Here is a 25,547-nt window from a genome sequence, read left to right on the forward strand (position 1 = left end):
TCCCTATGATCTACTTGACGATCTCGCCCTTCGTTACTTTTGTCGTTACGGTGATGATGATCAGCAGAGCCAGACCTGTGATAACGTCCTGGATCGCGGTCGGAGCACCCATTGCGATAAAGCCGAAGAAGATGATATTGATTACGAACTCACCGATCACGATAGCCTGCAGCGGCATACCGTATTTCTTAAATGCCAGTCCAAAGAAGCAGCCCATGGTCGGAACGAAGTTACGGCTCATGGAGGCCATTCCGGTTACTGCTACCATGGAAGAACCATAGCTGATGGTCAGGACTGCCATGACGCCAAGGAAGGCGCCACTTAAGATGAATGCCAGAACCTTGTATTTATCTACATTGATACCCATGTTCTTGGCTACAAACTCGTTGCTGCCGATCGCGTAGGTGTATGTACCGATCTTGGTGTAATTTAAAAAGATGTACGCAACCACGCATGCTAACACTGCCAGGATAATGTTGCCCGGCATCTGGCCAAAGGCACGCAGGTTAGACGGAAGCGTCTGCTCCACACCGCCTGCGATATAGTTCGCAACAGACTCATAAATCAGCGCAAGACCCGTGGTTACGATCATAGACGGAATGTGAAGCTTAACATAGAAAACGCCGTTCAACAGACCAACGATGGAACCGGTCACGATACTTCCGATGATGAGTCCGGCATAGCCCATTCCGAATCTTGATGCGAACACGCAGCCAACGATTGCGGAAAGCATGATGTTTGCACCAATAGAGAAATCAAACATTCCCATAACCATGACGAAATAGAAGCCAACTGCACCGACTGTGGCAATCAGGCTGGCCTGGAAATAGCTCAGCATGTTAGCCGGTGAACCAAAGTTGCTAGGTGTCAGGATCTTAAAGATCAGCCAGGAAAGCACTACCAGACCAAACAGGATCAAATAGCCCTTCGCAGTTCCCGAAAGTTTTTTCTTTCCGGGTGTGTCAACAACAGAAGTACCCATATTCTTTACCTCATTCTTATTTCATACTAAGACATGACGGCCGGCATCGCCGCGCGATACCGGCCGTCTCAAGCTACTCAGCCCAAATCATCTTTTGTAAATTATTTACCAGCTCTTGCTGCTGCGTCTTCGATGGAGATCTTAGCTGCTGCCTCTTTCAGGCCCTCAAGATCCAGCTCAGACATGGAAACCAGTTCCTCATCGGTGTAAGGAAGCTGATCTACGAAGTACTGCTCGTAAGCTTTGTAGTCATCTGCGGAAGATACGTACAGGTACGGGAACGGAACATCCTCGAACTTGCCTTCAAATCCGCTGTAGTTGCCCTTGATTGCGTTGTAAACCATCATGAAAGCGATAAGCGGGTCGCAGTAATGTCCGCCGGACTGACCAGCCATGGAACCATTCTCAAGTCTCTCGCCAAGGTCCGGAAGGAAGTCGGTGGAAACGATATCGATATCCTGAACTTTGCCTGCACGCTCAACAGCTGCGATAGCACCCTGAAGCGGATCACCGCCGCCGCCTGCCGGGATCAGTGCATCAAGAGTAGGATCTGCAGACATTAAAGCCTCTGCTGCTTTGGAACCACCCTCAGAAGAAGTACCTGCGTACTGCGGCTCAGAAAGCTTAGCCTGATCATCCGGATGCTCTGCATTCCATTTCTCAACGCCTGCTTTGTAACCTTCCCATCTGCCTAACCAGGTAGCATCACCCTGCTCCCAGCCGATCAGGCCGATGTTTCTGTCACCCTTGTCTAAAAGGATCTGAACCAGCTTCTCGCCGTTCTCCGGCTCGTTCTCATGAACTGCACCGATGTAGTACGGAGACTGGGTTGCCATGTCGTAGATATCTGCGCTGTTGTCCTTGCTGATTACACGGAAGAACTGTGCCAGATAAACCTTATTGTCATTTGCAGTCTTGATTGCAGAAGTCATCTCAGTATCAGAAGAGTTACAGATAATGATGCCCTGGCATCCTGCTGCAGCAAGCTGCTCTACAGAAGCGGTAACCTTCTCAGATACATGTCCCTGGTCAACATACTGAACCTGTACACCTAAAGCCTTTGCCGCCTCATCCAGGATCAGCTTACACTGGGAACCAAGAACATCGGTAGAAGACCAGATGGAAACACCGATCTTGATGTCCTTGTTGTCAATACCGGAGGTAGCTGCTGCCGCTGTGGTCTCAGCGCCGCCCTCTGCTTTAGACTCACCTGCCGGAGCTGCTGTGGTCGCACTGGATGATGCAGCACCGCCGCCGCATGCAGTCAGGCTGGCCAGCATCGCTGCTGCTGTCACTGTCGCTGTTGCTTTTTTGAAGACTTTCTTCATTTTGATTCCTCCCAACATTTTTATAGTTTTTGATTGTTTTCAACAACTCTCATGGCTTCATTATACGTTTTCCTGTCAAAATGTGCAATAGAATACAAGGTATTTTTTCTCAGAAGTTGTATTTTTTCTTGTGTAACTTTATCTAAAAATTGGCATTTCTAATGACACGTTTTATCAAGAGTGTACATCTTATATCATTTCCCTTCACAATTTCCCCGTATTTTTTGTATATTTTTGTCAAAACATGCGCTATTTCCTTAACGTTCTTGCATCTTTTCAAATACAACTTTGAGTGTTTTTGAAAGCTGTATGGTATCGGGATAAATCCGATCTTGTCCGATTGTTCCTCTGCTTTTGTTTCCTCCGAGGAAGAATCTCCAGAACTGACATTTGAAATTGCTTTCGTCTCACCTGAACCAGATGAACCACATCCAACTGCCATACCAGAAAATAACAAAACTACCAACGCTACTGCAACCGTAACGGTGGGATTTTTTATAAGACGTAATTTGCTATGGAAAACAAAAAACAGCCTGTCTCCTTTTCTGGAAACAAGCTGTCTCTGTTTTATATAGCCTTTTCTTTCATTACTTTCCTGCATCCTCAAAGCTCAGTCCCTCTGCCAGGGTCTGGCCGTCTGCCTTAATGGTGATGGTCTCTGCATTCATGTTCTCGCAGAAGGTGTTTGCCACTGCCTGCAGAACCTTCTCCTGGTTCTCAGACGGGAACTGGCTTAACTCCAGGGTTGCTTTTTCTGCCACAGTAGAATCTGCACTGACACCCGGTCCTGCTTCCGTACTGGCAACACTTTCTTCGGTAGTAAAGCTGACTGCCTTGGTACCGTCATCCAGCACGCCATACTGGATCAGAAGATCGGTAAGGCTCTGTGCATCCAGGGTTTCTACAGAATCCATGGTGCCCTCGATCTTGCTGCCATCTTCACTGACACTATATACAGATACCATGGTAAGATCCGGTGCATCCTGATCGACCGGTCTGCCGGTTACCACACCCGGACCTGCATCCGCAGTGGTTTCTACGGCTTCTGTTTCCGGCTCCTTTACCTCGCCGGTCTTATTCTTCTCGGTGGTTGGTGTACATGCTGCTAATGATAAGATCATCATGGCTCCCAGTAAGCCCATGACTAATTTCTTCATGATAATAAAGCCTCCTTGTGTATGTTATCCTTTTGCCTCGCGGAACCACAGATTTAGTTTGGCAAGGGCACTGACCAGACTCTCAGTCTCGGCAGAAGTTAAATCCTGCAAGATTGCATCGATCATGTCATGGTGAAACTTCTCGTGGTACTGATATGCATTCCGTCCTTTTTCAGACAACGAAATATAGACTACACGCCGGTCTTCCTTTCCTCGTTCCCGGGTCACGTAGCCTTTCTTTACCAGACTGTTCATGGCTATGGTCAGGGTTCCCACTGTCACAGAAAGCTCTTTCGCTATCGCAGACATGTTCTTGGGCTCTCCGATCCCGATTGCCTGAATCACATGCATATCGTTATTTGTAATATCCTGGAATTCATCCGTAATGATGGCCTTCTCCTCTAAGTCCATGACATCGCGGAACAATTTCACCAGGGCATCGTTTAATGTCGCGTAAGTATCCACTTTTCTCCCTCACTGCACACGAAGCCTGTCACTCCGCTCTTGATTATACATGATTTGCCCTCTTTCGACAACCGCGTTTTTCTTACGACATTGTGAAAGATTTGTGTTTTAGTTTTGTGTGATCCAGATACTGGCAGCAATTCCTGCTGCTGTCGCAATCAGTGCCCCGGGCACCGTATAACGAGTCCGCCGCACTTTCACACTTCCAAAGTAAATGCTCAGGCAATAAAACACGGTTTCTGTGCTGCTCATTAGTACCGATGCCGCCATGCCAATCCGGCTGTCAGGCCCATACTGCCGGAACAGATCCAGAAGAAGTCCCGTTGCCGCAGAGTTGGAAACCAGACGCACCAGAGTAATGGGCACCAGTTCCTGCGGAATATGGAGCAGTCCTGCTGCTCCGGCACAAACATCAGTCACGGCATCTAAAAGTCCGGAAGCACGCACCACACCAACTGCGCTCATGAGTCCGACCAGCGTTGGCAAAATCTCTGCCACGGTTTTCATCCCGCTTTTTGCGCCGTCCAGAAAATCATCGAATACCGGACGATGCGAGATCAGACCAAAGGCTACAACATAGCTGATCACAAACGGAAGCAGAATCTTAGAAATCCACAGGATCATGGACGTGTCACCTCTCTGACATTTCCGGCACCAGGAACACCTTTTTCAGGATTACGGCTTTCCATCATTCTCTTTCTACACCTGCTCCTGTTTCGGTTTCTCAAATCCATGATCTTGCAGAAAGCTACCGCAGTCAATGTAGAAACCGTCGTTGCCGCAAGCGCAGGACCAAGCACAGCCTCTGGCTGTTTTGATCCATACTGGCTCCGGTACGCGATCAGTGTAACCGGGATCAACTGCAGCGACGAAATATTTAAGATCAGGAATGTACACATGGAAGCTGTCACAGTCCGTGCCTCATCCCGGATATCTGCTTCCATCTCCTGCATTGCCTTTAATCCGGCCGGTGTCGCAGCCATGCCAAGTCCCAGCATATTGGCTATGATGTTCACTGCAATGGGCTCTCTGGCCGGATGCTGCCGTTCAAGCTCCGGAAACAGAAAGTCCAACACCGGTGTCATGCGCTTCGCCAGCCAGCCAATGAGCCCAGATTGGCTTCCGATTTCCATAATGCCGCACCAAAACGACAAGATCCCAAGCATAGTAATACCCAGACTCACGGATTCTTTTGCAGAGTCCAGAAGAGCCTGGGTCACTTCATTCCATGTTCCATTGATTGCGCCCCACAGCATTCCGGCTAAGAGCATGCCGCCCCAGAGATAATTCAGCAAAGCCTTTTCACTTCCCATATGGTCATGACACTGCTGTTTCCTTTTTTGCTACCTTGATATTGCCTGGCAATTGCTCTTTCGGAAACGCAGCACCGTTTGCTCTAAATCTATGGAACTTCAATCTCATTTATGTCATACATGGAGCATTTTTTTATACTCCCCCAAACAAATCCTGCACCACAGCTTCGACCGTCTCGATCTTATCGGCACGGTATGCGTTGCTGCCACAGAATAAAAGAGCATCATTTAACGCACCCTCTGCTGCGTTAGACAGCGCTTTGGTAATGCAGTATGGGATGTTGGCCGGATCACAGTGCTCCAGGCACTGGTAGCAATGCGTGATCTTTGCCTTTTCCCCACGCTCTTTCATGGCAGTGATCTTCTCCAGGAACGGATTAACGATCGCACGGCCCGGCATTCCGACCGGACTCTGGGTGATCACGATGTCTTCTGCCTTCGCATCGATGTAGGCCTGCTTGTAGCTTTCCGGTGCATCGCACTCTTTAGTCGTGACAAAGCGCGTTGCCACTTGAACTGCATCAGCTCCAAGCTCCATGGCATGCTCTACGTCCTCGCGGGTGTAGATGCCGCCGGCGATGGCTACCGGGATATGCTGCTGGTATTTTTCCTCAAACTGTTTTACCACCTTCATGATGCCGCGGATCTCCGCATCATACAGATCCTGATGATAGGTGTGCGGCACATCGTTTGTATCCGCACCGTAGCGGCTCAAATCTTCTCTGGAAAATCCCAGATGTCCGCCTGCCAACGGTCCCTCAATCACCAGAAGATCCGGGATGCGTTTGTACTTGCGGTCCCACATCTTGCAGATGACCAGTGCGGATTTTGCGGTGGAAACGATCGGCGCGATTTTCGTCTTTGCCCCTTCCACAAGCTCCGGCAAAGAAACCGGAAGTCCGGCGCCGGAAATAATGATGTCTGCACCTGCCTTTACCGCTTCTTTCACATACTGGGCATAATTGCGGGTTGCCACCATAATATTAAATCCAATGATACCTTTCGGCGCGATCTCCCGTGCTTTTTTCAATTCTTCGCCAATGGCACGCAGATTTGCTTCCATCGGTGCTTTCAAAAACTCCGGATCCTTAAAACCGATCTGGGCAGTGGAGATAATGCCGATCCCTCCGGCTTTTGCCACTGCGCCTGCCAGGGAATGCAGGCTGATACCAACTCCCATACCGCCCTGGATGATCGGATATTTTGCTGTAAGATCACCGATTTTTAATGTTTTCATAATATTACCTCTTACATATTCCGGAATCTCTGGTAACGGGACTCGCGGATCTCCTCTTTGCTCTTGCCATCGTAACGTTCAAAAAATGCAGTCATGCCCTGTCTCATATCTTCTGCAAGCTGAGGCATGGTCTCAATGGAAGCCGGTTTCGGCTCCGGAATCACATGCTCGATCAGACCGCGCTCATAAAGGTCAGCTGCCGTGATTTTCATAACCCTTGCCGCATCCGGCGCTTTCTTACTGTCCTTCCAAAGAATGGACGCAAAGCCCTCCGGGGAAAGAATGGAATAGATCGCATTCTCCAGCATCCAGACCTCGTTGGCTACCGCCATGGCCAGTGCGCCGCCGCTTCCGCCTTCACCGATCACAATAGAAAGGACCGGAACCGTCAGTGCTGCCATCTCAAACAGGTTGCGGGCAATCGCCTCGCCCTGTCCGCGCTCCTCTGCCTCAATCCCGCAGAATGCGCCCGGAGTATCCACAAAACAGATGACCGGTCTGCCAAAGGTTTCCGCCTGCTTCATCAGGCGCAGTGCCTTCCGGTAGCCATCCGGGGACGGCATACCGAAATTCCGGTGGATGTTTTCTTTGGTGGTACGTCCTTTCTGCTGCCCGATAACCGTTACCGGCATGCCACGAAAGGTTGCAATTCCGCCGATGATTGCTCCGTCATCCCCAAAATACCGGTCTCCGTGAAATTCCATAAAATCATCAAACAGCGCATGAATATAATCCAGTGCGACCGGACGTGCCGCACTTCTAGAAAGCTGCACAGTATCCCAGGCATTTTTCCCACTTTGTTTCTGCTTTTCCAGATAGTTTTCCACAGAGTCGGCTTCTTTTTTCTGCCCTTCCTGTGGATGAACGGTCATCCCGGTCTTTTTGTGCATCCGCAGAATGTCTGCCAGCACATCGCGCTGGTTTTCACGGTCCACGATCTTATCAACGAAGCCGTGCTCCAGCAAAAACTCTGCTCTCTGGAATCCCTCCGGCAGCTTCTGGCCGATCGTCTGCTGAATGACACGCGGACCTGCAAATCCGATCAGCGCATTCGGCTCTGCCAGAATGATATCGCCCAGCATCGCAAAGCTTGCTGTCACACCACCGGTTGTCGGGTCTGTCAGTACGCTGACAAAAAGCTGGCCTGCCTCATGGTGCTTTTCCAGTGCTGCGGAGGTCTTCGCCATCTGCATCAGGGATACAATGCCTTCCTGCATTCTTGCGCCGCCGGAGCAGGCAAAGATAATGACCGGAAGCTTTTCCTTTGTCGCACGCTCTACCATGCGGGTAATTTTCTCACCGACTACATGTCCCATGCTGCTCATGATAAACCGCGCATCGCAGACACCAATGGCAGTCTCAAAGCCTTTAATGGTTCCCTTACCGGTTACGATAGCTTCCTGCAGACCGGTCTTCTCTTGGGCTGCCGCTACCTTCTTCTCATATCCCGGGAAATCCAGCGGATTGGAAAACTCCATTTCCTTATTCCACTCCTCAAAGCTTCCCTCATCAAGCAGCATCTCAATCCGGCGGTACGCATGCACACGGAAGTATCCGCCGCATTTCGGGCAAACATACAGATTATTGCGAACATCCTCCACATAGATCGGCTGGCCGCACTTGTTACACTTTTTCCAGAGTCCCTCCGGGATGTTTGGCTCTTCCTCGCTTTTTCCCTTACGGTGGTGCGTATCGATCATGGTATATGTCTTTTTAAACATATTTCTAAGCATAAATGATTCTCCTTAATAGGCGTTGGGACTGGCGCAAAAGTGTCATATACCACTTCACGACAGCCCCATAAACATTATTTGCAGTATTCCGGGAACTGGTCCGGGATGAAGCCCGTATCGATCTTATGTCCATCCTGGTAAACCGGATTGCTTAAGATCTCAAACTGGAAATCCAGGTTGGTATCAATTCCCTCGATGATCAGCTCGCCCAGGGCGCTTCTCATCTTCGCAATGGCCTCGGCACGATCTTTTCCATGTACGATCAGCTTCATCAGCATGGAATCGTAGTTGGCCGGAACCTTATAATCGTTGTAAATGTGCGTGTCCACACGAACTCCGTTTCCTCCCGGGATGTGGATGTTTGCAATCTTACCCGGACACGGCATAAAATTCTTCGCCGGATTCTCTGCATTGATACGGCACTCGATCGCATGGCCCTGGATATGGATGTCATCCTGCGTCACACTTAACGGTTCTCCTGCTGCCACACGGATCTGCTCCTTGATCAGGTCCAGACCGCTGACCAGCTCCGTCACCGGGTGCTCAACCTGGATTCGGGTGTTCATCTCCATAAAGTAGAAATTTTTATTTTTATCCAGCAGAAACTCAATGGTTCCTGCATTCTCATAGCCAACGGCTTTTGCTGCCCTGACTGCAGTTTCTCCCATCTTTTTGCGCAGCTCCTCAGAGATTGCGATCGAAGGGGATTCCTCCAGAACCTTCTGGTGGCGGCGCTGGATGGAACAGTCACGCTCGCCTAAATGCACCACATTGCCGTACTTATCTGCCATAATCTGGAATTCAATATGACGTGGATTTTCCACAAAACGCTCCAGATACATCGTGTCATCGGAGAAGCCCTTCACAGACTCCATCTGGGCATTCTGGAAGTTCGCCTCGAAATCTTCCTCACTCAAGGACACACGCATGCCTTTCCCGCCGCCGCCGGAGGATGCCTTGATCATGACTGGAAAACCAATCTCTTTTGCCATTTTAAGTGCTTCCTCCACGGTATAGACCGGCTCTTTGCTTCCCGGGACAACCGGGACACCAGCCTCAACCATGGTCTTTCTTGCCGCAGATTTGTTTCCCATCTTGTTAATGATCTCTGCAGACGGTCCGATGAACGCAATATTGCATTTCTGGCATAATTCTGCAAACCGCGCATTCTCGGAAAGGAAACCAAAGCCCGGATGGATGGCCTCTGCTTTCATCGCTACCGTCGCTGCCAGAATGCGTTCCATATTCAAATAACTCTGGCTGGATGCTGCCGGTCCGATGCAGATGGCCTCATCTGCCAGAAGTGTATGCAGACTGTCGCGGTCTGCTTCCGAGTATACTGCCACGGTCTTGATTCCCATCTCGCGGCAGGCCCGGATGATTCTCACCGCAATCTCGCCGCGGTTAGCGATTAAGATTTTATCAAACATTCCCGTACCTCTACTCTGTTTCTGTCACTGTCTGCCTTAAATATCCTTACTGGATCGCAAAGGTCAGCTCTGCGGATACTGCTACCTTGCCCTCTGCATTGGTTGCAACGGCCTTGCCGACTCCGATCGGCCCTTTGCGCTTGATGATCTCACACTCCAGCTTTAACCTGTCGCCCGGCAGCACCATCTGCTTAAACTTCGCATTGTTGATCGCACCGAAGAATGCGGTCTTGCCCTTATTCTCCGGAAGACTTAAGATCGCTACGGCACCAACCTGTGCCAGAGCCTCGATCATCAGCACGCCCGGCATAACCGGCTGTCCCGGAAAATGGCCATTAAACTGCGGCTCGTTAAAGGTAACGGATTTATATCCAACCGCACGTACGCCCGGCTCCAGCTCATCGATAAAATCAATCAGTAAAAATGGATGTCTATGCGGAATGATCTCCTGAATTTCTTTGATTCCCAGTCTCATAATGTTCCTCCTACCGGATGCGGAACAGCGGCTGTCCGTACTCAACAACATCCTCGTTGTTTACCAGAACTGCCTCTACCACACCGTCATATTCGCTCTCGATCTCGTTCATCAGCTTCATAGCCTCAATGATGCCAAGCACCTGTCCCTTCTTTACGGTATCCCCCTCTTTGACAAATGCCTCTGCCTCCGGGGAAGCAGAAGAATAGAAGGTTCCTACCAGCGGAGAAGTTACAACCTTATCAGAACCAATGTCTAAAGTGCTTTCTTTCTTCTCCTCAGCAGGCTTTTCCGCTGCCTCAGGAGCGGCTGCAGGAGCCGCCGGAAGCGGCATCGGCATTGCACCCATCATCGGGGCTGCCGGCTGTGAGATCACAACCGGGGCAACCGGAGCCTGTGCCACGTTTTTCTTCTTCTTTTTCTTGAGGACCAGCTTCTGGTCACCCTCTTCATATACAAAACTGGTCAGGCCGTTATCGGAAACAGCCTGGATCAGTGTTACGATCTCATCAATCGTCATGGTCTACCTCCTAAAGACTTACGCCTCGAATTTTTTTACCAGCAGGGTTGCGTTGTGACCGCCAAATCCCAGGGAATTGGAGATCGCACAATTTACATCCATCTGTACGCCCTCGCCCTTGCAGTAGTCCAGATCGCACTCCGGATCATCCTTCTCAAGTCCTGCAGTTGCATGAACAAAGCCTTCCTGAATAGATTTTACACAGGTGATGAACTCAACACCGCCTGCTGCGCCCAGAAGATGTCCGATCATAGACTTGGTGGAATTGATCCTGGTCTTGTAAGCATGATCACCTAATGCCAGCTTGATCGCCTTGGTCTCAAATAAGTCATTGTGATGGGTGCTGGTGCCGTGTGCGTTGATGTAATCTACATCCTCCGGCTTCATGCCGGCATCTGCAATCGCCATCTCCATAGCCTTTGCCGCACCGCTTCCGTCCTCAGCCGGGGAAGTGATATGGTATGCATCGCCGGTTGCGCCATAGCCAGCCAGCTCTGCGTAGATCTTTGCCCCTCTTGCCTGTGCATGCTCTAAGGACTCCAGTACAACAACACCTGCACCCTCGCCCATGATGAAGCCGCCGCGCTCTGCATCAAACGGAATGGATGCGCGGGACGGATCTTCGGTTGTATTTAATGCAGTCAGGGCAGTAAAGCCTGCTACGCCGATCGGGGTGATACTTGCCTCTGCACCGCCTGCTACCATCACGTCTGCATCACCATACTGGATAGTACGGAATGCCTCACCGATGGAGTGGGTACCGGTCGCACATGCAGTTACCACGTTAATGCACTTGCCCTTCATGCCAAACTGAATGGAAACATTTCCTGCTGCCATGTTGCTGATCATCAGCGGAACCAAGAGCGGGTTCACACGGCCCGGGCCTTTGTCCAGAAGCTTTTTGTACTCGCGCTCTACGGACTGCAGGCTTCCGATACCGGAACCGATGCTCACGCCCACGCGGAACGGATCTTCCTGACTCATATCAAGTCCTGCATCCTCCACTGCCTGTCTGGTTGCTGCAACTGCAAACTGGCAGAACTGCTCCATTCTCTTGGCTGCCTTCGGGTCCATGTACTGCTTCGGATCGAAATTCTTCACCTCTGCTGCCAGCTTCGCCTTATAATCTGTGGTATCAAAATAAGTAATCGGGCCAATGCCGACTTTCTTTTCTTTTAAACTGTTCCAGAATTCTTCTACACTGTTTCCGATCGGGGTGATGGCACCCATACCGGTTACTACTACTCGTCTGCTCATATCGATTCTCCTGTTATCTTCCTTTCAACATTACATAGCCATTCCGCCGTCGACACAGATGACCTGGCCTGTAATGTACTTTGCCGCATCGGATGCTAAAAATGCGACCAGATTTGCTACATCCTCTGTCTCACCGAATTTTTTCATCGGAATCTGTGCATTGATGTTTTCCTTAATGGTATCTGACAGCACATCCGTCATATCGGTTTTGATAAATCCCGGTGCGACTGCGTTGCAGGTAATGCCTCTGCTTGCCATTTCCCTTGCCACTGCCTTGGTCATACCGATCACGCCAGCTTTGGATGCGCTGTAGTTTACCTGGCCTGCATTTCCCATCACACCGGATACCGATGAGATGTTTACGATATGTCCGCTCTTCTGCTTTAACATCTGGCGGGAAATATGCTTAATGCAGTTGAACGCACCCTTTAAGTTGGTGTTTAAGACTGCGTCAAAATCTTCCTCGCTCATCTTCATCAGCAGGTTATCGCGGGTAATGCCAGCATTATTGACCAGAATGTCTACACGGCCATAGGTTTTCACCACATACTCCATCATCTCTGCTGCCTTGTCATACTCAGACACATTACACTGCAGGGCCTCTGCCTTGCCGCCCAGTGCCTCGATTTCTTTTACAGTCTCCTCTGCCTTTGCTGCAGATCCATTATAATTGACAACAACGATTGCTCCCTTTGCTGCCAGAGTCTTTGCGATTTCTTTTCCGATGCCACGGCTTGCGCCGGTCACCACTGCGATCTTTCCAGTTAACATCCAAGTTCCTCCACAACTTTTGACACATCATCCAGCTTCTCTATATTAAGAACCTTTACGGTTCTGTCGATCTTTCTCATAAATCCGCTCAGGGTCTTGCCCGGGCCGATCTCTACAAAGGTATCTACTCCGTCAGCCAACATGGTACGCACACTCTGCTCCCATCTGACAGAGGAAGAAACCTGTCTGGTCAGAAGCGGTTTTACTTCCGCCGCATCTGTTACATACTGCGCGGTCACATTCGCCACATACGGAATCACCGGAGTATGAACCTCCACGTTTTCCAGTACCTCACCAAGCTTCTCACCGGCGCCGGTCAGCATGCGGGAATGGAATGGTCCGCTTACGTTTAACAGGATCGTGCGCTTTGCACCTGCTTCCTTTAACTTCTCACAGGCAGTTTCGACTGCCTCTTTTTTTCCGGAAATTACAATCTGTCCCGGGCAGTTATAATTTGCGATCTGTACGCCATCGATATCTGCAATGGTTTCTTCGATGACTGCGGCATCCATAGCCAAGACAGCAGCCATAGCGCCCTGTCCTGCCGGAACTGCCTGCTGCATCAGGATGCCTCTCTGTCTTACCGTTGCAATGGCATCCTTCTCGCTCATAACGCCGGCAGCATAGAGTGCACAGTATTCACCCAGGCTAAGACCTGCTGTTACATCCGGCTTCACGCCCTTTTCTTCCAGCACCTTTGTCATGGCAATGCTGGTGGTTACCATCGCTGCCTGGGTATACTCTGTGATATCCAGACGGTCATTCTCCGTAAAGCAAAGCTCCGGAACGGAGAATCCCAGGATCTCGCTTGCCAGGTCAAAGGTCTCTTTTCCAGCCTTTGTCTGCTCATAGAAATCCTGTCCCATGCCGCACACCTGCGCGCCCTGTCCCGGGTAAATAAATGCGATCTTGCTCATCACTCTTGCTCCTTTATGCGTTCAAATACTTAATTTATTCCTACTTTATTTGCGGCCCAGAAGTGCCTCTGCCTGTGCCATCATCTCATCGATCATTTCCTTACAGGTCTGCTCCTTGGAAACCATACCTGCGATCTGTCCTGCCATCACGGTTCCATGCGCTACATCGCCCTCCTGGACTGCCTTGCGCAGCGTTCCAAGTGTCAGGTACTCCAGCTCCTCAAAGCTCTTTCCTTCGTTTTCCAGCTTTACATACTCTCTGGTCATCTGGTTTCTCAGGCAGCGGACCGGATGTCCATGGCTGCGTCCGGTTACGGTAGAATCGATATCCTTTGCCTTTAAGACGCGGTCTTTATAGTTCTGGTGGACAATACACTCTTTTGCTACCAGAAAACGGGTTCCCATCTGCACGGCCTCCGCACCCAGCATGAATGCTGCTGCAATGCCTCTGCCATCGCCGATACCGCCTGCTGCGATCACCGGAATGGAAACAGCGTCTACCACCTGCGGTACCAGTGTCATGGTGGTTGCCTCGCCGATATGTCCGCCGGACTCTGTGCCCTCTGCCACAACTGCATCTGCGCCGTAGCGCTCCATTCTCTTTGCCAGAGCTACGGATGCAACAACCGGGATGACCTTCACGCCTGCTGCCTTCCACATCTCCATATATTTTTCCGGGTTTCCGGCTCCGGTCGTAACGACCTTTACGCCTTCCTCCACAACGACCTTTGCTACCTCATCTGCGTAAGGGCTCATCAGCATCACATTGACACCGAACGGCTTGTCTGTTACAGCCTTTACCTCACGGATATAATTGCGGATGACCTCAGCCGGTGCATTTGCCCCGCCGATCAGTCCCAGACCGCCGGCAGCAGATACTGCAGCCGCCAGATGACTCTCTGCCACCCATGCCATGCCACCCTGAATGATCGGATACTCAATTCCCAAGAGCTCTGTAATTCTCGTTTTCATCTGATTCCTCCAACTAACTCTCTTAAAGAAAAGGGTGTAGGGCTTACGCCTCTACACCTTTCTCCTTCAGGTAATTCATCACGTCACCAACAGTCAGCAGGTTCTGCAGATCGTCAGACGGGATCTCTACGGAGTACTCATCCTCCAGAGCCATTACTAACTCGAACAGGTCCAGGGAATCCGCACCTAAATCCTCCTTGAAGGAAGAAGCCTCGGTGATGCTGTCTGCATCTACGCTTAACTGGTCTGCAATGATTTCTTTCATCTTCTCTAACATGATCTTAATCTCCTTTAATATGAAATTGTTATTTTTATTATTTGAAGGAACCGGATCTTGAGTCCGTACTCCATACTACCACTGTAACAAAACTGCGCCCCAGGTAAGACCGCCTCCAAAGCCTGCCAGCACCAGCTTGTCTCCCCGGTTTAATTTTCCTTCCCGGTTTAACTGGTCCAGCAGGATCGGTACCGTTGCACCCGACGTATTGCCATACCGGCCAATGTTCATCGGCACCTTATCAAGTGGCTGCTTCAGCCGCTTTGCAACAGCCTCACAGATCCGGTAATTCGCCTGGTGAAGAACAAAATAGCGGATGTCCTCAATTGCCGTCCCACTCTCGGAAAGCACCTGGTGGATACACTCCGGTACCTTCTTGACGGCAAATTTGAATACCTCCTGGCCATCCATATAGATATAGCCAAGCTCCGGTGTCTTTCCATTCAGGAAATTTCCCTCGCTGCGGGCCAGACAGGAAAGAACCATTCCTCTCGCCCCGTCTGATCCCATGACACTGTGAATGATGCCGGTTGTCTCATCTGCACGGATCACTGCTGCTCCGGCTCCATCTCCAAATAAAACACAGGTAGCCCGGTCACTCCAGTCTGTCAGCTTGCTCAAACAATCTGCACCGATGATCAGTCCGGTCTTGTAAACACCTGCCTGGATAAAGGCCTGGGCCGTGCTTAAAGCGATCTCAAAGCCAGAACAGGCTGCACTGATATCAAAAGCCATGGCATGAACTGCGCCGATCGCTGCCTGCACCTCGCAGGCTCCATTTGGGAAACAGTGGTCCGGTGAGGATGTTGCAAGCAGGATAAAGTCGATTTCTTCTGCCGCAACCTTCGCATTTTCCAATGCACGTTTGGCTGCCCGGGATGCCAGAATACTTGTTCCCTCTGTCTCAGCAATATGCCGCTCATGGATTCCCGTACGGCTGACGATCCACTCGTCACTGGTCTCCACAACCCCTGCCAATTCCTCATTCGTCACAATACGCTCCGGAACATAAGAACCGGTTCCAATAATTCTGCCTGTCATGTTCGTACCTGTTTCCTTTAGAAATTTGTATCACTGCGATATGTACAGCCTCAAATTTACTTTTATTTTCAAATGTTTTGATATTCAAAGTTTTTTGACGTTTTATATATTATAGAATAAAAAGAGTTTTGTCAAGCAATATTTCCCGACAAAACTCTTCCTTAAAACTCTTATAAACCTTACACCGTTGTTTCCTGCTGGTCTTCCCTTAAAAGCTGCATCATCAAGACTACAACGTGCTTCCGGTCCTTGTTTAATGCTTCCCATTCATAAACCGGGAAATCTTTTGAGGTATTCTTCTCCGGATCATCCTCCACCAGGCTCAAAAATTCGGAGCACTTCATTCCGAATGCCTTGCTGATCTTAGTCAAAGTGTCGATGCTGACCGTGCTTCGCTTATTAAACATAGTTGTCAGAGTCGATTGCTTGATTCCGCTCAGCTGAGAAAGGCGGTAACGGCTGTATCCTCTCTGCTTCATCAGTTCTTCCATCTTCAGCAGTAACCTTTCGTTCTCCATGTCATATCTCCTTATCCTTTGAATACCTCTATCTTATTGGATTTAAGAGACATGCCATAGATTTAATATTTTGATAATGTAGGTCGTAAAATTGACATATATTGCATTTTTTTGCCGTAAATCCGTTCTTTTCCTACGAATTTACGGCATATCTTTCAAATATCAATCCTTTTGTTCTGTCAGCATACGGTATACGTCCCGCTTTGCGATCCCACGGTCCTTTGCCACCAGCTTCATGGCTTCCTTCCGGTCAATCCCCTGGGATAAATAAAGCTCCATATGCTCCGCAAGCTCCATCTCCTCCCAGGATTTCTGCTGCTCCGCCTTTAGCTGTCCAATACTCTTTCCTTCAATGACGATCACGCACTCCCCTTTTGGCTCCTCATGTTCATAGCGTTCAAGCGCCTCGCCAAAGGTAGTCCGGTAAGCCTCCTCATACTTCTTAGTCAGCTCGCGGCAGATCGTAATACGGCGGTCTGACCCCAGTGTGTCCGACAGCTCCTGAAGTGTACGCACCAGATGATGCGGTGCCTCATATACGATCATTGTGCGGGTTTCCGTCTTTAATTCCTCCAGGATCCACTGGCGTTCCTTCTTATCGACCGGAAGAAATGCCTCAAAGCAGAATCTTCTTGTTGCCAGCCCGGATATCGTCAGCGCTGTAATGCAGGCTGCAGGTCCGGGCAGGGAAGTCACCTCAATTCCAGCTTCATAGCACTGCTTTACCAGCTCCTCTCCAGGATCCGAAATTCCCGGGGTCCCCGCATCCGTCACCAGCGCAATGTTTACGCCCTGGCGCATCTGCTCCACCAGATAACGTGCCTTATCGATCTTGTTATATTCATGATAGCTTGTCATCGGTGTTTTGATCCCGAAATGATTCAGCAGCTTAATGCTGTGTCTGGTATCTTCTGCCGCGATCAGATCAGCTTCTTTTAAGGTATTTAATACCCGCAGCGTGATATCATCCAGATTTCCGATCGGAGTTGCACAAAGATATAACTTACCTGCTGCCTTTTCCTGTTCCGTCATAATTTCCTCCTGATAGCCTCTGTTATCTAATATCCGTAAATGTCGTAGATTTCCTGTGTATACACACCCGGCTTCTGATAAACGATAACCGGCGCCTCCACCTTCATCATCGATCTGCCACCCCGCACAGCCTCGATCAGCACCATATTAGCATCCTTATCCGCAAACGGATGTACCAGCTTCATGCGTTTTGGCTCCAGCCTGTATGTCTTCAATGCCGTAATGATCTCCGCAAGCCGGTGGGGCCGGTGTACCATATAAAAACGTCCGCCGGATCTTAACAGCAGCGAAGCCTCCCTGCAGACATCGTCCAGCGTACAAAATACCTCATGCCGCGCAATAGCCTTTGGGAGATCCGGGTTTTTCAGTCCATGATTATCATTCATATAAGGCGGATTCGATGTAACCACATCAAAAGAAGCCTTGCCGAACAGCCGACTGGCTTCCTTGATGTCGCCTCTCACAATGTCTACCCGGTCTTCCAGATGGTTCAGCCGCACACTCCTCTCTGCCATCTCCGCCACCTCTTTTTGGATCTCAAGGCCGGTAAAATGCTTTCCTTTTGTTTTTGCCTCCAATAAGATTGGGATGATTCCGGTCCCTGTGCCTAGGTCCACGGCCACTTCCCCATCCTTTACCTGGGCAAAGCCAGATAAAAGCACTGCGTCCATACCGAAGCAAAAGCCCTTCTTTTTCTGGATAATGCGGTAACCGTTTCTCTGAAGATCATCGATCCGCTCATCCTCACCGCAGATCACATTATTCATTCAGCTTTGATTTTCCTTCCTTTTTCTCAAGTGCCTCCAGCTTTTTCAGCTCATGGTCTTCTGCCTGCTCCCCTTTGCCTTTCCGGCGGCGCGGTTTGAACTTCAGCTGTTCGACTTTATATTCCCGGATCTCTTTTTCATCCTTTTCAACCGTAACAACAACCTTGACTAACTGGCGCAGGACATTCACACTCTGTACCTCGCCCTTTAAGCCATCATCGGTTGTCACATAATCCCCTACACCCGGAAGCTTGCTGTTTAAATATTCATAGGTGTCTTCCTCATTCTTTAAGCAGCACATCAGACGGCCACAAACGCCAGAGATCTTGGTAGGGTTTAAGGACAGGTTCTGCTCCTTTGCCATCTTGATAGATACCGGAATAAATTCCGACAGATAAGAATGGCAGCAAAGCGGTCTTCCGCAGATCCCGATCCCACCCACGATCTTTGTCTCATCACGGACGCCTACCTGGCGCAGCTCGATCCTGGTCTTAAATACAGAAGCAAGATCCTTTACCAGCTCTCGGAAATCGATTCTTCCGTCTGCCGTAAAATAAAACAGGATCTTATTGTTATCGAAGGTATACTCTACATCGATCAGCTTCATCTCCAGCTTATGCTTGCGGATCTTTTCCTGACAGATTTTAAAAGCATCCTTTTCCTTTTTGCGGTTTGCTTCCTCGCGGGCAATATCCTCTTTATTTGCCATGCGAATCACCGCCTTTAACGGCTGCACAACCTTATTGTCCTCCACGTCCCGGTTTCCCAGCACTACATGGCCATACTCAATGCCACGGGCCGTTTCCACGATTACATGGTCCCCATTTTTAATTTCCAGCTTTCCCGGGGAAAAATAATAAATCTTTCCTGCCGTACGAAAGCGGACTCCGATTACTGTTACCATAATTTATCGATCTCCTATCTGTTTCAGTCTGATTCCATCTGACTAACCGTTTGATATTGTTCACGCGTTGCGCAAACGGTATCAACCGTTTTCCTTCATCACAAGAAGCATCAGCTCCATCGCCAGCTCCATATTTACATTCGCATCCAGTCGGACGCGGGCTTTATCGATCGCCTGCAGGATTTTCTCCAGTCCCTCATAAGAGCACTTTTTGCTGACCTCGTTGATGCTGCTGTATTCATTCTTGAAGATCAGCTGGTTCATATCCTGTGCAACCTTGTAAATTAATACATCCCGGTACCAGAGCTGCATAAAATCCAGGCACTCATAAATATCCAGATTTTCCTCTTTCATTTTCCGGATATAATCCAGCAGCTCAGAAATGTCCATCTCCTTTATGTGCTTTAAAAGATGGAGCATCTCCCCATGCAGAAGCTTAAAGTCCTCCGAAGACGCCAGCGAAATTGCCTTTCCCAGATTTCCACGGGCAAAAGCCGCATAAATATCGGCATCCGCCTCTTCTACATGCAGCTTGTCTGTCAAATACTTCTTCACGGTAAAATTCCGGAGCGGCTTTAATTTCAGCTGTACGCACCGCGACAGAATCGTTGGCAAGAATGCTTCCTGATTCGTTGTCAGCAGCAGGATCACCGCATAGGAAGGTGGCTCCTCAATGGTTTTTAAGAGCGCATTCTGCGCCTGCTGCGTCATCTTCTCTGCTTCGTCTACAATATATATTTTATAATAGCTGCTGTAAGGCCGGATCATGATCGTGTCATTGATCTGCCTGCGGATATCATCGACGCCGATCGTCCCTGGCTTTTCATGGGATACATAGATCAGATCCGGATGGCTGCCGCTCAAAACCTGTCTGCAGGCATGGCACTCCATGCAGGGCTCACTCTTTCCCCTCTCACACAGAAGCGTAAGTGCGAAGGCATTCGCTAACGATTTCCGGCCCATTCCCGCCTCTCCTGTAAGGATATAGGCATGGGATACCTTGTTATATTCGATAGCTTTCTGAAAATGCTCTTTTATCTGTTCATGGCCGATAATCTCTTGAAAATTCAACATAGCAGTCACCTCACAATCTTCGTAACGTTTCTATGAACCCAAAGCTATAGCAGCGATCCGCCTTTGCATTAATCCGTTACGTAATATCATTCAAAAGTATAGCATACTTTCGCCTTCCAGCCAATGCTTCCTATTCCAAATCAGCAAAATCTGCTGCCAGAACTGTATCATGCGGGATTTTCAGTCGCACTTCACCATATCCTTCCAGATCCGCGCTGCAACCTGTTCCACACAGCTTTCCAGATCCTGGTTTTCAAACGCCTCCTTCACACCGAGCGCCGCCAGACGCTCCGGTGCAAAATCTGCCTCATCTGCCAGAAATCTCCTGCACAGCTCCGCATATTTCGGCTCCTTCTGCTGCCGTTCCCGCAAAAGTGCACGCTCCAGACGCACACCGTCATCTACTGTAATATACAGCGGGATCAGCGCTTCCTTCCCGTAATAATTCCTCAGCTTTTCATAAGAATCCAGGGTTCCGATCACCAGATAATCCTTTTTTACCAGATCAATCTGTCCATCATCCACGGTTGCATAGCTCCAGGGACCATACACCGTCTGGTAAGTCCGTACTTCGATCACCTTTCCATCTCGCTGCAGTGATTCCAAGTGAAGACCGTCGATGAAATGATACTCAACTCCCTCCTGTTCCCCATCCCGCATAGGCCGCGTGGTATAAAGGACCAAAGTCTGCAGCTGCGGGTATAAGCTATGCAGCTTTTTATAAATGCTATCCTTTCCCGATGCACTCTTTCCCATCAGATAAAAGATTTTTCCCATCCTGTTTTCCTCCTGACTCCTGTACTTTCTGCGATCTTTGTATTCCCTGCAATTTTCGTAGTTTCTGTTCTTCCAGCAACCTTCCATTCTTCCAAGCCATTTCGCTATTCCAAGTCATTCCGGTCTTCCAAACTACTCTGCTTTTCCTTCACAACCAGCAGATGCTCCGTTTTCCTGTCTTCCAGCCCCTGAACCGGCAGCCCAAGCTCACGATCCTTCAGAACCTGCCCGATGATTTCCCGGTTCATCCGCTCTCCCGGCGTGATGATCGGAATTCCCGGCGGATACAGATAGATAAATTCCCCGGATATCCTGCCTGCCGATTCTTCCAGACGCACCCGCTCCAATGGTGCATTGGCAGCTTCTGCAGGCGTCATGCAGATTTCCCCTTTCGGAATTTGGGACGCTGCACAGTTTCCAGCCTTATTCCGCTCCAGCTCCCGGTCGATCGCAAGCAATGCTTCTGTCAGACGCTCCAGGTGCTCCTCACTATCCAGAAAAGTCAGGATCGCCACAGCATAATCTGCCCCGCACATCTCCATTTCAATTGCAAAATCCCGGCGCAGACACTCATTCAGTTCCTCTCCCGTCATTTGGTTCTGACAGGAAATGACCAGCTTTGACTCATCCACATCAAAGACCCCGTAGCTTCCTGCTTCCTCTCTGCTTAGCAGCTTCAGGCTCTGCAGCCGCCCCAGCCGTTTTCTGACTTCAAAAATCCTCTGGGCAAATTCCTCCATATATTGTCTTCCATGCTGCTCCATCTCAAAAATACATTGCTCGATCGCCGCCATGAACACATAAGAAGGGCTGCTGCTCTGATACATCTGGAGACATTGCTCCAGACGTCTCCAGCTGACTCTGTTTCCCTGCATATGCAGCAGTGCTGTCTGCGTCAGACTCGGTAACGTCTTATGAAGGCTCTGTATCACCAGATCTGCCCCACACTGCAAAGCCGACACCGGAAAATGCCCGGCCCCAAAGGGAAAATGTGCACCATGGGCTTCATCTACGATAAGTGGAATATCATGCGCGTGCACGGCCTCTGCGATCGCACGGATGTCAGAAACTACACCATCGTAGGTCGGCGATACGATCAGAACCCCACGGATCTGCGGGTGCTCCCTCAGTTTCTTTTCCACATCCTCCGGGGTAATCCCACCCTGTATCCCCAAATGACCGATAATTTGTGGATAAACATATTCCGGCTTCAGAGAATTGAGGATAAGTCCATGATACACCGATTTATGGCAATTGCGGCTCACCAGAATCGTCTCACCGGGATGCATCACCGCCCCGATGGCACTTAAGATTCCGCAACTGCTTCCATTTACCAGATAATACGTATGGTCTGCACCATATACCCCGGCCGCCCATTCCATGGAAGCTTTTAAAATTCCTTCCGGATGATGCAGGTTGTCAAACCCGTCTATTTCTGTGATATCAATGGAAAAAGGATTCGGAAAATCCCGCAGGATTTCAAAATCCATCTGGCGCTTATGTCCAGGCATATGAAACGCTGCTGTCTGGGTCGCACAGTAGCGCTTTAAACGTTCTCTCAGTAATTCTTCTTCTCTCATCAATTTCTATTCTATCCTTATTTTTTGCATAAGTGATTGTAACATAGAACACCTTTACATTCCAATCCATTTTCATTATAATCAAGAAGCAGGTCCACACATGTATGAACAGAGCAATAAATGATTGCTCAATTGCGAAGGAAGGCGCAGCCATAGTTCACACATATATGAACCGCAACGAAACAGCAACACAGGGATACCATAAAAAGTAGAAAAGAGATGAATTGCTTTGCGGCAAATGGAATTTAAAATGGAACGCCAGGGTCTGGTGAAAATCGGAGATGTAGTCGATGTCACTGAGCGTGAAGGCTTCAATTACAGCTATATCATTGAGCCGGCTGTAGCCATGTCAGGCTGTTACAAATCCCGTGACCGGCTCAAATCCAAACAAGGCGTGATCAAGGATATTCAGGAAAACTCCCGCGGCTTCTATGTAATTGCGGAATTTGACGAATAAAAAACTTTACGCTTCGTGTATGCACCTGCTGAGGAAATACCCAGGCATTGAAGACAGCAGCACGGTTTCTGCCAGATGCAGCATACAGATGTACATGACAAAAACAGGGTTGTGGCGGAAGATCAGTCTTCCATCACAACCCTGTTTTTATCTGGGATCACAAGAACCCTGCGCCACATCGGGATCGGATTCTCTCCCTTTTTCCAATAACAGTCTTCCCAGTAGCAATATACCTGGCCGTCCTGCATCATAACAAATTTCACACGGTCATTGCCAGTAGTTTCCTGCGCTTTCCGAAGTTCTTCATCATCCAGATAACTCATCTGCCCTGAACGGGAGATCACAGCGATCACACCATAACTGCTCTTCCAGTTCTCGGGACTATAGTTTCCGTATATCTGGTCTCCCTCTTCCGAATAGTACATCTGCCAGATGCGTCCCTGATATCGCTTGTGCAATTCTTCCACCTCGGCATCCGGGTCTGTCAGGGAAAGCCTGAACAGCTGGCTGTATTGCTTGCCCCGTTCTTTTCCTTTCATCCAGGCACTATAATAAACCCAGTCTCCCACGATACAGAAGCTGTCAATGGATTTCCCCATGGATTCAAAAAGCGTTTCATTTCCGCCTTTCTTGCAAAAGATTGCCTGTCCTTTTCCATCCTCCTGATCCTTCAGATAATACTCAGATGCTCCCACTTCATGATCTGCCGCTATCACATCCTCGATACGGTTTCCGGACATCTTAAAAATACGGTCCCCATACTGGTATTTTCCCTCAACATCCGTCTGGAGGTTTCTTCCCAGCGTATCATACAGATAGATTTCTTCATTTTCCACAGCTGCATAGGTACCTATCTGACGCGTCGCAAAAGAAGCCTCAACACTGATCCTCTGTACTGATCCATATTGCATGATATAAATTCCATCTTCCCAAAATGTAAAATTATCGACATCCTGGGCAATGACCTCTATTTCCTGATCATTATCTGCACGATACAGCGTATGGTAGAGGGATGGATGTACCTTTGCCAGCTGACTGTCCTTCCGTTCCGGGCATGGCAGATAATAGGTCCAGCCATCACGTGTCTGGATTTCCTCGTTATAGTCATGTTCTCCTGCCAGACTGCTTTCCTCCAGCGGCACCGTGTACAAAATCTGGCCTGCCGCCGATAAGACAACCGCTTTATCCCCCAGCTGGATCTCGGTATTTTCATTCTGTGCTTCTGTCTCCTCCGTCTGATGAAAGGTTTTATCAAACGGAGCCTGTAAAAGATCAAACTGATGCTTTACCTTATAAATCCCGGCAATAGCCAGAAGCAGGGCTGCAGCCAGAAGCGCCAGTGACCAGATTCTTTTTCTGGGAGAATCCTCTGGTTCTTCCGCATGTTCTCCATCCCCATCTACGATTCCAAGGCGATCTTCTATTTCAAGAAGCAGCGAAGCTTCATCCAGATTTGTCAGATTCTCCTTTTTGGCTTCCTTTGACTGCATCTTCTCTTCGGCATAGGAAGCCTCAATCATTTCCCGCGTTGCTTCCAGACGCGTCTCAGCCAGAAAATCAGATCTCTTTAGCAGCCAGTCGACCGGGCTCTTTTCCTTCTGCAGCTGTTCTCCCCGCTGGTAAGCCTCCATATAAACCTGGACCAGAAGCTCTCTTGCTTTCTCTTCCTGTCCAAAAACTAGTTTTGCATGGCGGTACAAGGATTTGTACGTCAGAATATACAGATTCTCAAATTCGTGGATCCAGTTACTTTGTTCTGACATTTTCTGTGTTTTGGTTTTGGTTCCATTCATTCCATCGTTTCCTCTTTCATCGGAGCCCAGTGATACAAACATTTTGAAGATAATTTGAAGATATTATCTTCCCTATGAGAGCTATTTTATCATACAATAGCTGATTACAAAAGCACTTTTTCTGTGCCTTAATTGTCTGGAGATACCTCTCAGCTGAAACGAAAAATGGCTTAAATCCAAGGTTTTTCAAGGATTTAAGCCATTTTCAAAGATGAGCGTGCGGGGATTCGAACCCCGGACAACTTGATTAAAAGTCAAGTGCTCTACCGACTGAGCTACACGCCCGTATGCCTTGGACCGGAATCGAACCAGTGACACGAGGATTTTCAGTCCTCTGCTCTACCAACTGAGCTACCAAGGCAAAATTGCGGGGATAGGATTTGAACCTATGACCTTCGGGTTATGAGCCCGACGAGCTTCCAGACTGCTCCACCCCGCGACATTCGCGAAAATATGAAGTTGTTGAGTGGGGGAAGGTGGATTCGAACCACCGAAAGCACAGCTAACAGATTTACAGTCTGCCCCCTTTGGCCACTCGGGAATTCCCCCATAATCATTATTTAATTACCGCAAAGCGGAAATTTCAAAGCCGATAATCGGACTCGAACCGATAACCTGCTGATTACAAATCAGCTGCTCTGCCAATTGAGCCATATCGGCGAACCAGGTTTTCTTTGAAAGTGGGGCCTATAGGGCTCGAACCTATGACCCTCTGCTTGTAAGGCAGATGCTCTCCCAGCTGAGCTAAGACCCCATATTCAACTTTCGAA

General features: G+C 49.2%; 27 protein-coding genes and 6 tRNA genes. 1 reads left to right on the forward strand and 32 read right to left on the reverse strand.

The window, feature by feature from the left end:
- Positions 1-10 precede the first annotated feature (10 nt).
- The 25 genes from DW922_RS15720 to DW922_RS15840 form a co-directional block, all read right to left on the reverse strand.
- On the reverse strand, positions 11-982 hold the full coding sequence (locus DW922_RS15720; protein WP_118721034.1) for an ABC transporter permease: 972 nt from the start codon (positions 980-982) through the stop codon (positions 11-13).
- A gap of 101 nt (positions 983-1,083) precedes the next feature.
- Positions 1,084-2,310, reverse strand: a complete 1,227-nt coding sequence (locus tag DW922_RS15725; RefSeq protein ID WP_118727070.1) for a sugar ABC transporter substrate-binding protein — start codon at positions 2,308-2,310, stop codon at positions 1,084-1,086.
- Positions 2,311-2,452: 142 nt separating this feature from the next.
- On the reverse strand, positions 2,453-2,911 hold the full coding sequence (locus tag DW922_RS15730) for a hypothetical protein (RefSeq protein WP_118727071.1): 459 nt from the start codon (positions 2,909-2,911) through the stop codon (positions 2,453-2,455).
- Positions 2,898-3,467 (reverse strand): GerMN domain-containing protein, encoded by a 570-nt coding sequence (locus DW922_RS15735; RefSeq protein WP_118727072.1) that lies wholly within the window; start codon positions 3,465-3,467, stop codon positions 2,898-2,900. Before DW922_RS15735 ends, DW922_RS15730 begins: the two co-directional genes overlap by 14 nt.
- Positions 3,468-3,491: 24 nt before the next feature.
- Positions 3,492-3,932: a MarR family transcriptional regulator gene (locus DW922_RS15740; protein ID WP_243032266.1), complete on the reverse strand. Its 441-nt coding sequence runs from the start codon at positions 3,930-3,932 to the stop codon at positions 3,492-3,494.
- Between the two features lie 108 nt (positions 3,933-4,040).
- Positions 4,041-4,556 carry a spore maturation protein gene (locus DW922_RS15745; RefSeq protein WP_118721037.1) on the reverse strand — a complete coding sequence of 172 codons (516 nt, stop codon included), beginning with the start codon at positions 4,554-4,556 and terminating at the stop codon, positions 4,041-4,043.
- On the reverse strand, positions 4,553-5,245 hold the full coding sequence (locus DW922_RS15750; protein ID WP_347560329.1) for a nucleoside recognition domain-containing protein: 693 nt from the start codon (positions 5,243-5,245) through the stop codon (positions 4,553-4,555). The genes DW922_RS15745 and DW922_RS15750 overlap by 4 nt, the downstream gene beginning before the upstream one ends.
- A gap of 133 nt (positions 5,246-5,378) precedes the next feature.
- A complete protein-coding gene (locus tag DW922_RS15755; RefSeq protein WP_118727073.1) occupies positions 5,379-6,482 on the reverse strand; it encodes a nitronate monooxygenase family protein in 1,104 nt (367 codons plus the stop codon).
- A gap of 11 nt (positions 6,483-6,493) precedes the next feature.
- The gene (locus DW922_RS15760; RefSeq protein WP_118727074.1) at positions 6,494-8,215 is read right to left on the reverse strand and encodes an acetyl-CoA carboxylase carboxyltransferase subunit alpha; all 1,722 of its coding nucleotides are present in this window, start codon (positions 8,213-8,215) and stop codon (positions 6,494-6,496) included.
- 74 nt (positions 8,216-8,289) lie between these two features.
- On the reverse strand, positions 8,290-9,645 hold the full coding sequence (locus DW922_RS15765) for an acetyl-CoA carboxylase biotin carboxylase subunit (protein WP_118727075.1): 1,356 nt from the start codon (positions 9,643-9,645) through the stop codon (positions 8,290-8,292).
- A gap of 46 nt (positions 9,646-9,691) precedes the next feature.
- Positions 9,692-10,120, reverse strand: coding sequence for a 3-hydroxyacyl-ACP dehydratase FabZ (gene fabZ / locus DW922_RS15770; protein WP_118544124.1), 429 nt, complete (start codon positions 10,118-10,120; stop codon positions 9,692-9,694).
- A 10-nt stretch (positions 10,121-10,130) separates the two neighbouring features.
- Positions 10,131-10,640, reverse strand: coding sequence for an acetyl-CoA carboxylase biotin carboxyl carrier protein (accB, locus tag DW922_RS15775; RefSeq protein WP_118544123.1), 510 nt, complete (start codon positions 10,638-10,640; stop codon positions 10,131-10,133).
- Between the two features lie 18 nt (positions 10,641-10,658).
- Positions 10,659-11,897: a beta-ketoacyl-ACP synthase II gene (gene fabF / locus DW922_RS15780; RefSeq protein ID WP_118721040.1), complete on the reverse strand. Its 1,239-nt coding sequence runs from the start codon at positions 11,895-11,897 to the stop codon at positions 10,659-10,661.
- A gap of 30 nt (positions 11,898-11,927) precedes the next feature.
- Complete coding sequence (gene fabG, locus DW922_RS15785) at positions 11,928-12,668, reverse strand: 3-oxoacyl-[acyl-carrier-protein] reductase (protein ID WP_118727076.1); 741 nt, start codon at positions 12,666-12,668, stop codon at positions 11,928-11,930.
- Positions 12,662-13,585, reverse strand: coding sequence for an ACP S-malonyltransferase (gene fabD / locus DW922_RS15790; protein ID WP_118727077.1), 924 nt, complete (start codon positions 13,583-13,585; stop codon positions 12,662-12,664). The genes fabG and fabD overlap by 7 nt, the downstream gene beginning before the upstream one ends.
- Positions 13,586-13,630: 45 nt before the next feature.
- Complete coding sequence (gene fabK, locus DW922_RS15795; protein WP_118727078.1) at positions 13,631-14,557, reverse strand: enoyl-[acyl-carrier-protein] reductase FabK; 927 nt, start codon at positions 14,555-14,557, stop codon at positions 13,631-13,633.
- A 43-nt stretch (positions 14,558-14,600) separates the two neighbouring features.
- Positions 14,601-14,834 carry an acyl carrier protein gene (gene acpP, locus DW922_RS15800; protein WP_118533698.1) on the reverse strand — a complete coding sequence of 78 codons (234 nt, stop codon included), beginning with the start codon at positions 14,832-14,834 and terminating at the stop codon, positions 14,601-14,603.
- A 75-nt stretch (positions 14,835-14,909) separates the two neighbouring features.
- On the reverse strand, positions 14,910-15,875 hold the full coding sequence (locus tag DW922_RS15805; protein WP_118727079.1) for a beta-ketoacyl-ACP synthase III: 966 nt from the start codon (positions 15,873-15,875) through the stop codon (positions 14,910-14,912).
- Positions 15,876-16,054: 179 nt separating this feature from the next.
- Entirely contained in the window at positions 16,055-16,393 is a 339-nt protein-coding gene (locus tag DW922_RS15810; protein ID WP_118721044.1) for a helix-turn-helix transcriptional regulator, read from the reverse strand.
- Positions 16,394-16,555: 162 nt separating this feature from the next.
- Positions 16,556-17,425: a 16S rRNA (cytidine(1402)-2'-O)-methyltransferase gene (rsmI, locus tag DW922_RS15815; RefSeq protein ID WP_118727080.1), complete on the reverse strand. Its 870-nt coding sequence runs from the start codon at positions 17,423-17,425 to the stop codon at positions 16,556-16,558.
- 26 nt (positions 17,426-17,451) lie between these two features.
- On the reverse strand, positions 17,452-18,192 hold the full coding sequence (locus DW922_RS15820) for a tRNA1(Val) (adenine(37)-N6)-methyltransferase (RefSeq protein ID WP_118727081.1): 741 nt from the start codon (positions 18,190-18,192) through the stop codon (positions 17,452-17,454).
- Positions 18,185-19,096: a stage 0 sporulation family protein gene (locus tag DW922_RS15825; protein ID WP_118721047.1), complete on the reverse strand. Its 912-nt coding sequence runs from the start codon at positions 19,094-19,096 to the stop codon at positions 18,185-18,187. Before DW922_RS15825 ends, DW922_RS15820 begins: the two co-directional genes overlap by 8 nt.
- Positions 19,097-19,177: 81 nt before the next feature.
- On the reverse strand, positions 19,178-20,170 hold the full coding sequence (gene holB / locus DW922_RS15830; RefSeq protein ID WP_118727082.1) for a DNA polymerase III subunit delta': 993 nt from the start codon (positions 20,168-20,170) through the stop codon (positions 19,178-19,180).
- Positions 20,171-20,350: 180 nt separating this feature from the next.
- A complete protein-coding gene (locus DW922_RS15835; RefSeq protein WP_118727083.1) occupies positions 20,351-20,947 on the reverse strand; it encodes a guanylate kinase in 597 nt (198 codons plus the stop codon).
- A gap of 104 nt (positions 20,948-21,051) precedes the next feature.
- The gene (locus DW922_RS15840) at positions 21,052-22,527 is read right to left on the reverse strand and encodes an aminotransferase class I/II-fold pyridoxal phosphate-dependent enzyme (RefSeq protein WP_118727084.1); all 1,476 of its coding nucleotides are present in this window, start codon (positions 22,525-22,527) and stop codon (positions 21,052-21,054) included.
- A 229-nt stretch (positions 22,528-22,756) separates the two neighbouring features.
- On the opposite strand from DW922_RS15840, the gene DW922_RS15845 reads away from it, so the two are divergent.
- Positions 22,757-22,984 (forward strand): hypothetical protein, encoded by a 228-nt coding sequence (locus DW922_RS15845; RefSeq protein WP_118721050.1) that lies wholly within the window; start codon positions 22,757-22,759, stop codon positions 22,982-22,984.
- Positions 22,985-23,106: 122 nt separating this feature from the next.
- On the opposite strand, the gene DW922_RS15850 is transcribed toward DW922_RS15845, so the two are convergent.
- The 7 genes from DW922_RS15850 to DW922_RS15880 all read right to left on the reverse strand — a co-directional run bounded on the left by DW922_RS15850 (position 23,107) and on the right by DW922_RS15880 (position 25,531).
- Positions 23,107-24,777, reverse strand: a complete 1,671-nt coding sequence (locus DW922_RS15850) for a hypothetical protein (RefSeq protein WP_118727085.1) — start codon at positions 24,775-24,777, stop codon at positions 23,107-23,109.
- A gap of 212 nt (positions 24,778-24,989) precedes the next feature.
- Positions 24,990-25,062: transfer RNA gene (locus tag DW922_RS15855), tRNA-Lys, on the reverse strand.
- A gap of 3 nt (positions 25,063-25,065) precedes the next feature.
- Positions 25,066-25,138: transfer RNA gene (locus tag DW922_RS15860), tRNA-Phe, on the reverse strand.
- Positions 25,139-25,142: 4 nt separating this feature from the next.
- Positions 25,143-25,216: transfer RNA gene (locus DW922_RS15865), tRNA-Met, on the reverse strand.
- Between the two features lie 28 nt (positions 25,217-25,244).
- Positions 25,245-25,326: transfer RNA gene (locus DW922_RS15870), tRNA-Tyr, on the reverse strand.
- A gap of 38 nt (positions 25,327-25,364) precedes the next feature.
- Positions 25,365-25,437, reverse strand: a tRNA-Thr gene (locus DW922_RS15875).
- A 21-nt stretch (positions 25,438-25,458) separates the two neighbouring features.
- A tRNA-Val gene (locus DW922_RS15880) sits at positions 25,459-25,531 on the reverse strand.
- Positions 25,532-25,547: the final 16 nt, after the last annotated feature.

This window comes from Clostridium sp. AM42-4, from assembly GCF_003480105.1.
Taxonomy (GTDB): Bacteria; Bacillota; Clostridia; order Lachnospirales; family Lachnospiraceae; genus Brotaphodocola.

What these genes read in the sequence shown, in the direction of transcription:
- DW922_RS15745 (WP_118721037.1), bottom strand. Translation starts at nt 4,556, where the DNA reads ATGATCCTGTGGATTTCTAAGATTCTGCTTCCGTTTGTGATCAGCTAT.
- DW922_RS15720 (WP_118721034.1), bottom strand. Translation starts at nt 982, where the DNA reads ATGGGTACTTCTGTTGTTGACACACCCGGAAAGAAAAAACTTTCGGGA.
- DW922_RS15840 (WP_118727084.1), bottom strand. Translation starts at nt 22,527, where the DNA reads ATGAGAGAAGAAGAATTACTGAGAGAACGTTTAAAGCGCTACTGTGCG.
- DW922_RS15825 (WP_118721047.1), bottom strand. Translation starts at nt 19,096, where the DNA reads ATGGTAACAGTAATCGGAGTCCGCTTTCGTACGGCAGGAAAGATTTAT.
- DW922_RS15760 (WP_118727074.1), bottom strand. Translation starts at nt 8,215, where the DNA reads ATGCTTAGAAATATGTTTAAAAAGACATATACCATGATCGATACGCAC.
- DW922_RS15725 (WP_118727070.1), bottom strand. Translation starts at nt 2,310, where the DNA reads ATGAAGAAAGTCTTCAAAAAAGCAACAGCGACAGTGACAGCAGCAGCG.
- DW922_RS15835 (WP_118727083.1), bottom strand. Translation starts at nt 20,947, where the DNA reads ATGGGAAAAATCTTTTATCTGATGGGAAAGAGTGCATCGGGAAAGGAT.
- DW922_RS15735 (WP_118727072.1), bottom strand. Translation starts at nt 3,467, where the DNA reads ATGAAGAAATTAGTCATGGGCTTACTGGGAGCCATGATGATCTTATCA.
- DW922_RS15810 (WP_118721044.1), bottom strand. Translation starts at nt 16,393, where the DNA reads ATGGAGAACGAAAGGTTACTGCTGAAGATGGAAGAACTGATGAAGCAG.
- DW922_RS15750 (WP_347560329.1), bottom strand. Translation starts at nt 5,245, where the DNA reads ATGGGAAGTGAAAAGGCTTTGCTGAATTATCTCTGGGGCGGCATGCTC.
- accB (WP_118544123.1), bottom strand. Translation starts at nt 10,640, where the DNA reads ATGACGATTGATGAGATCGTAACACTGATCCAGGCTGTTTCCGATAAC.
- holB (WP_118727082.1), bottom strand. Translation starts at nt 20,170, where the DNA reads ATGTTGAATTTTCAAGAGATTATCGGCCATGAACAGATAAAAGAGCAT.
- DW922_RS15820 (WP_118727081.1), bottom strand. Translation starts at nt 18,192, where the DNA reads ATGAATAATGTGATCTGCGGTGAGGATGAGCGGATCGATGATCTTCAG.
- DW922_RS15730 (WP_118727071.1), bottom strand. Translation starts at nt 2,911, where the DNA reads ATGCAGGAAAGTAATGAAAGAAAAGGCTATATAAAACAGAGACAGCTT.
- DW922_RS15765 (WP_118727075.1), bottom strand. Translation starts at nt 9,645, where the DNA reads ATGTTTGATAAAATCTTAATCGCTAACCGCGGCGAGATTGCGGTGAGA.
- DW922_RS15805 (WP_118727079.1), bottom strand. Translation starts at nt 15,875, where the DNA reads ATGACAGGCAGAATTATTGGAACCGGTTCTTATGTTCCGGAGCGTATT.
- DW922_RS15755 (WP_118727073.1), bottom strand. Translation starts at nt 6,482, where the DNA reads ATGAAAACATTAAAAATCGGTGATCTTACAGCAAAATATCCGATCATC.
- fabG (WP_118727076.1), bottom strand. Translation starts at nt 12,668, where the DNA reads ATGTTAACTGGAAAGATCGCAGTGGTGACCGGCGCAAGCCGTGGCATC.
- fabF (WP_118721040.1), bottom strand. Translation starts at nt 11,897, where the DNA reads ATGAGCAGACGAGTAGTAGTAACCGGTATGGGTGCCATCACCCCGATC.
- fabK (WP_118727078.1), bottom strand. Translation starts at nt 14,557, where the DNA reads ATGAAAACGAGAATTACAGAGCTCTTGGGAATTGAGTATCCGATCATT.
- fabD (WP_118727077.1), bottom strand. Translation starts at nt 13,585, where the DNA reads ATGAGCAAGATCGCATTTATTTACCCGGGACAGGGCGCGCAGGTGTGC.
- rsmI (WP_118727080.1), bottom strand. Translation starts at nt 17,425, where the DNA reads ATGACGGAACAGGAAAAGGCAGCAGGTAAGTTATATCTTTGTGCAACT.
- fabZ (WP_118544124.1), bottom strand. Translation starts at nt 10,120, where the DNA reads ATGAGACTGGGAATCAAAGAAATTCAGGAGATCATTCCGCATAGACAT.
- DW922_RS15850 (WP_118727085.1), bottom strand. Translation starts at nt 24,777, where the DNA reads ATGAATGGAACCAAAACCAAAACACAGAAAATGTCAGAACAAAGTAAC.
- acpP (WP_118533698.1), bottom strand. Translation starts at nt 14,834, where the DNA reads ATGTTAGAGAAGATGAAAGAAATCATTGCAGACCAGTTAAGCGTAGAT.